This is a genomic window from Alloprevotella sp. oral taxon 473 str. F0040, assembly GCF_000318095.2.
Classification (GTDB): Bacteria; Bacteroidota; Bacteroidia; order Bacteroidales; family Bacteroidaceae; genus Alloprevotella.
The window spans coordinates 1-5542 of sequence record NZ_KB290716.1; the positions used below are offsets into that span (position 1 = coordinate 1).

Annotated in this window: 4 protein-coding genes and 3 tRNA genes (1 of these 7 cut by a window edge); all 7 read left to right on the top strand. The window is 44.7% G+C overall.

The window, feature by feature from the left end; genetic code table 11:
* On the top strand, positions 1 to 1332 hold a 1332-nt coding region (locus tag HMPREF9999_RS09940; protein WP_009437186.1), incomplete at its 5' end, for an Ig domain-containing protein.
* 291 nt (positions 1333 to 1623) lie between these two features.
* Positions 1624 to 2442: a glycogen/starch synthase gene (locus HMPREF9999_RS04250; protein ID WP_044063152.1), complete on the top strand. Its 819-nt coding sequence runs from the start codon at positions 1624 to 1626 to the stop codon at positions 2440 to 2442.
* A 105-nt stretch (positions 2443 to 2547) separates the two neighbouring features.
* Positions 2548 to 4056, top strand: a complete 1509-nt coding sequence (locus tag HMPREF9999_RS04255; protein ID WP_009437188.1) for a DUF4270 domain-containing protein — start codon at positions 2548 to 2550, stop codon at positions 4054 to 4056.
* Between the two features lie 220 nt (positions 4057 to 4276).
* Positions 4277 to 5020 carry a nucleotidyltransferase family protein gene (locus tag HMPREF9999_RS04260; protein ID WP_009437189.1) on the top strand — a complete coding sequence of 248 codons (744 nt, stop codon included), beginning with the start codon at positions 4277 to 4279 and terminating at the stop codon, positions 5018 to 5020.
* Positions 5021 to 5250: 230 nt separating this feature from the next.
* Positions 5251 to 5323 (top strand) — tRNA-Gly (locus HMPREF9999_RS04265).
* Positions 5324 to 5352: 29 nt separating this feature from the next.
* A tRNA-Leu gene (locus HMPREF9999_RS04270) sits at positions 5353 to 5433 on the top strand.
* An 81-nt stretch (positions 5434 to 5514) separates the two neighbouring features.
* Positions 5515 to 5542 (top strand) — tRNA-OTHER (locus tag HMPREF9999_RS10440); it runs 51 nt beyond the window's last position.

The following is a 5542-nucleotide window of genomic DNA, read 5'->3' on the forward strand; positions in this document are numbered from 1 at the left end:
GCACAAGATGGTAGCGGAGTGAAGGCTGAATGCCACGTGACGGTCAAGAATCCGAAGGCTACAGAAGTGGTGCTGAACGAAACTCAACACACCGCGACTGTGGACGATGTGTTCACTCTTACCGCTAACGTAATGCCCGAAAAGGCTGCGCAAAAGGTGACTTGGTCGATGGATAAATCCGACATCCTCCAAGACTTGGGTGAAGGCAAGTTCAAAGCCTTGAAAGCAGGTGAAGTAGTTATCACTGCTACTGCACAAGATGGTAGCGGAGTGAAGGCTGAATGCCGCGTGACGGTCAAGAATCCGAAGGCTACAAAAGTGGTGCTGAATGAAACTCAACACACCGCGACTGTGGACGATGTGTTCACTCTTACCGCTAACGTAATGCCCGAAAAGGCTGCGCAAAAGGTGACTTGGTCGATGGATAAATCCGACATCCTCCAAGACTTGGGTGAAGGCAAGTTCAAAGCCTTGAAAGCAGGTGAAGTAGTTATCACTGCTACTGCACAAGATGGTAGCGGAGTGAAGGCAGAATGCCGCGTGACAGTGAAGGAGAAAAAGCCAGAGATCCCCAAGGCTACGCAGGTTATTCTAAACATGAAACTGGCTTTCATCCACGTGGAAGACATTCTAAAATTAACGGCTAGTGTTTTTCCCGAGAAAGCCAATCAAAAGGTGTCTTGGCAGTTGAGTAATAGTATGGTACTCGAAAGCCTAGGGGAAGGCAATTTCAAAGCAGTCAGAGAAGGTAGGGTGACAATTTTAGCTTTAGCGCAAGATGGTAGCGGAGCAAAAGCAGAATGTCATGTAACTGTGACTAAAAAGAAACAGGAACCCAAGATTCCTAAAGCTACGGAAATAGTTTTAGATTCTGTAGAACGCAATGTACATTTAGAAGATGTGTTCACCCTTACCGCTAAAGTAATGCCTGAAAAGGCCATACAAAAGGTGGTTTGGAAGATGGATAAAACCGACATCCTCCAAGACTTGGGGGAAGGTAGATTCAAAGCCTTGAAGGCTGGTGAAGTCACCATCACTGCTACAGTACAAGATGGTAGTGGACTGAAGGCAGAATGCAAGGTAAAAGTGTATCCACCGACATCTTTAGCACAAATAACGACAGAAGGGCACCATACCTTAGATTGGGAAGGTAACATCTTGGTATTACGTGGCATTAAACCAGATACTTCTGTACGCCTACACTCTCTGCAAGGTAAGACATTACAGCAACATATTGCAACCGACACTGAAATACGGATCCCCATTGGCTTCTTGCAAGGGGTCTTTATCCTAGACACTAGTGATGGTTTCCGTGTCAAAGTTGTCCGCTAAAGTGAGCTAAACTAGCTAAATAGCAATGCTCTATTCCTTGAAGCCCGAATAGAGTTATCTTTAGACGACTGCGCCAAGTTGATATTCTTGGCGCAGTCGTTGCTTTTCAGCATTACACAAAACAATGCACTTCGTAGTTCGGTTGCTGAATTGCACTTCTAAAACTGGGGTTTCCATAAGAAAAAGCTAACAAACTGCGCTACTTCCTTATTTTTTTCGTAACTTTGCAGTTGATTATAATGGGATTATTCTATATAGATACTGATGACTCCCAAAACAAAACCATTCGTAATGAGCGCAAAGAAGATATTGTACATCACCCAAGAGATCTTTCCCTACGTACCCGAATCGCAAATGGCGACAGCTGGACGCAACCTGCCACAGGCTATCCAAGAAAAGGGTTACGAAATCCGCACTTTTATGCCTAGATGGGGAAACATCAACGAACGTCGCAACCAATTGCACGAAGTGATTCGCCTCTCGGGCATGAACATTATCATTGACGATACGGATCATCCACTTATCATCAAGGTAGCTTCTATCCAAGCAGCTCGTATGCAAGTCTATTTCATCGACAATGATGACTTCTTCCACAAACGCGAAATGCGCACGGATGCTGAGGGTAATGAATACGAAGACAACGCTGAACGTGCTATTTTCTATGCACGCGGTGTACTTGAAACGGTAAAGAAACTGCGTTGGGTACCTGATGTAATCCACTGCCAAGGTTGGATTTCTTCTATTGTCCCCCTTTACATTAAACAGGCTTTCAACGACTCTCCTTCGTTTGCTAACACCAAAGTGGTATATTCTTCCTATGAGGATACCACAACACTTGCACCAACAACTAATTTTGCCGAGTGTGTCAACCTACGTGAGGCTACTCCAGAGCTTATCGCTCAGACAGGAATAGACTTTTCACAACCACACGCACTTGAACAACTAGCCATCCATTTTAGTGATGGTTTCATCCAAGAAGGTAAGATTGATGCACTCGCTAAACATGCAGAAAAAAGCGGCATTCCTGTACTCACCACTAATGGTGGTACACCTTCTATGGAAGAATACGAAGCATTCTACCAAAAAGTCTTTGGCGAAAACGAACAATAACACTGCATACCTGCCGTTATAGATAAGGTGCGATGAATGTATGTGCATAAGAAATATGCATGATTTTGTTTCACCCTTTTCAGCAATTCCCACACCCTATAGTTTATGAAGGCTTACCTCTCACTTTGTGCCCTACTTGTTGGTGCAGCAACCCTCACCACAGCTTGTAATGAAGATGCTACGAGCTTGGGATCTGACATCATGCCCGAAGCCGATAAGGTGTTTACAGAACAACTGACGGTGAAAGTGCCAACGCAGACCGTGAAAACGGGAGCTATCGCAGCACGCACCAACAATAGTCTTTTAGGCAGTGTCATTGATCCTGTTACTAATATTCGTACCACCAACGGATTTGTTTCGCAATTCTTCATCCCCGAAGTAACACCATTTCCGACACTTAACAAAATGGTAAAGGATGATCAGGGCAATGTAGTCGTTGATTCATGCTCACTCACCTTTTGGCATGTAAACTATTTTGGTGACTCTCTTGCTACCATGAAGGTAACAGCACAAGAGATTGACAGCAAAAAGACACCTAACGGCAGCACGACCTATTACACTAACCTCAACCCCGAGGAATGGCTGAAACAAGGAGGAGAACAACAAACCGCGTCATACTCCATCTTTGACCAAACTCAACCCAAAGCACAGGTAGAAAACAAAAAGAACTACCGCTACTTCAACATTCGTCTTTCAAAAGAATTTGGTCAGCGCATCTTAAATGCATATCATAAGACCCCAGAACACTTCAAAGATAGTTATGCTTTTGCTCACCATGTGCTAGGTGGTTTCTATATGAAACACGCTGGTGGTTTGGGCACAATGGTGCAAGCTGATCACTTAGCTCTCAACCTATACTATCGTTATCATCCTGATCTTAAGAACAAACCAGACAGCATCATCTCTGATGTGCAGGTATTTACCTCTACAGACGAGGTCATTCAAACGTCTCGCATAGAGAATGAGATTCCCTCTAGTTTGCTGGACAACACGCAGGATTTCACCTACATAAAGGCTCCTACAGCTCTCCACACAGAAGCCACACTTCCCATAGACGACATTATAGCAGGTACTCACTATAACGACTCAATTAATAATGCTCGGCTCTACCTTCGAACCATTGCGGAAGATGCTTCGCTACAAAAAGTTCAAGAAGCACCACCTTATTTGGTGATGATGCGTGTTGCAGACTTTGAAAACTTCTTCCAGAAGAATCATCTTCCAGATGGTCGAACTTCATTTGCTGCAGTTTTAGACAACAAAGGTTCAAAGACTCAAAAGGCAACGCATAGTTACCCATTCACCAATATAGCTCCGCTTATCACAATCATGCGAAACGAACGCGATGCAGGTGCTGGAGTTACAGCAACCGACTCTGAAGCTACTCGCAAAGCGAAATGGGCGGCTTGGGAACAAAAAAATCCCAATTGGAATCGAGTAGCAATTGTACCAGCAACCCCTGTGTTTACCACAACCACTAATCCGATGACTCGCCAGACGGTTAAAAACCTAGTTCGCTTGAACTATGCTTTCGGACTCTATGGTGTACGTCTAGCAGGTGGCAAAAATAACGGAGTTGATTTATCGGTAATCTATAGCCGATTTAACAACTAACTTTTTCCAAAGGGACGCAAGCAATTGTGTCCCTTTACTTTTTACATGATCTATGGGGTACACTCAACTTAGGAAAGGGAGCAATTCCTTCCCTAGACTGCACCTACAAGACATCTTTTACGACACACAAGCCACGCCTTTCCCTACAACACTTACAAGGTACATGAGATTAGCTGCGATTCGCTAATCACAAGAATTCCCTACATTCAACTATATACACATGCGCGCACTCATTTTTGCTGCAGGTCTTGGCACTCGCCTTCGTCCTCTCACCGATACCATGCCTAAAGCTATGGTACCCGTCCTTCGAAAACCATTGCTTTATCACACCCTAACACGTCTTACAGCAGCTGGTGCTACTGAAATTGTAGTTAATGTACATCATTTCGCTGACCAAATTATAAACTATATCACTCAAAAGGATTGGGGTATCCCCATTCGTATCTCCGATGAACGTCAGCAGCTGCTAAACACTGGCGGCGGTCTACGCCAGGCTCTTAGCCTATTCACTCCTTCAGAGGCGCCCATCTTAATTCACAATGTGGACATCTTGAGTAATACCAACCTCAGTGCCCTATATAGCGAAGCCGAACAGTCACAAGCAGACTCTATGTTATTAGTCAGCGACCGCAAAACGCAGCGATATCTTCTCGTTAATGAGCATAACCGTTTGATGGGATGGGAGAATATTGCCACCCACGAAGTACGCTCCCCCTACTCTAATCTCACTCCAAGTGACTATCACCATTATGCTTTCTCTGGCATTCATGTCATCTCTCCTCGTTTAGAAGCTGCACTCTCAGCCTATCCAGAAGCCTTCCCCATCATGGATTTCTATCTCAACGAGTGCCAGCAATTTCGTTTTGAGGCTAAGATTGCCCAGGATCTACACCTTTTAGATGTAGGAAAACTAGACACACTAAGTGCCGCAGAAGACTTTTTACAAACCGAACTCCTCCCTTAAAGTCATCACTTGTCTGCGCTAATCGCTAGAAGATCGGCCATCAGTTTGCGAAAAATGCAAACTTCACCTTACATCAACCATACTTACATAAGATTTTACGGAAGAATGCAGAAAAAACCAGCTCTATCATTTGGTTGTTTCATAAAAAGCTCTTACCTTTGCACTGCGTTTGAGAGATAACGCCACAACAATCTTCTGTAACAGAAAACTTCTGTGGAAGGTAGTGAAACGCGGAAATAGCTCAGTTGGTAGAGCACAACCTTGCCAAGGTTGGGGTCGCGAGTTCGAGTCTCGTTTTCCGCTCACATTTGGACAAGTTGAATCACTTCCAAGCCCAGGTGGCGGAATGGTAGACGCGCTCGTTTCAGGTGCGAGTGTTTCACGACGTGCAGGTTCGAGTCCTGTTCTGGGCACAAGAATCGCATAGGTTCAACACGACAAACTTGTGGTTGAGTTCCCCCTACTCAACACGACAACACAAGACAAGAAAGAATGGAGAGGTGGCGGAATTGGTAGACGCGC

Bases quoted from the DNA above. Each gene is read 5' to 3' on its own strand.
- HMPREF9999_RS04250 (WP_044063152.1), top strand. From the start codon at position 1,624: ATGAGCGCAAAGAAGATATTGTACATCACCCAAGAGATCTTTCCCTAC.
- HMPREF9999_RS04260 (WP_009437189.1), top strand. From the start codon at position 4,277: ATGCGCGCACTCATTTTTGCTGCAGGTCTTGGCACTCGCCTTCGTCCT.
- HMPREF9999_RS04255 (WP_009437188.1), top strand. From the start codon at position 2,548: ATGAAGGCTTACCTCTCACTTTGTGCCCTACTTGTTGGTGCAGCAACC.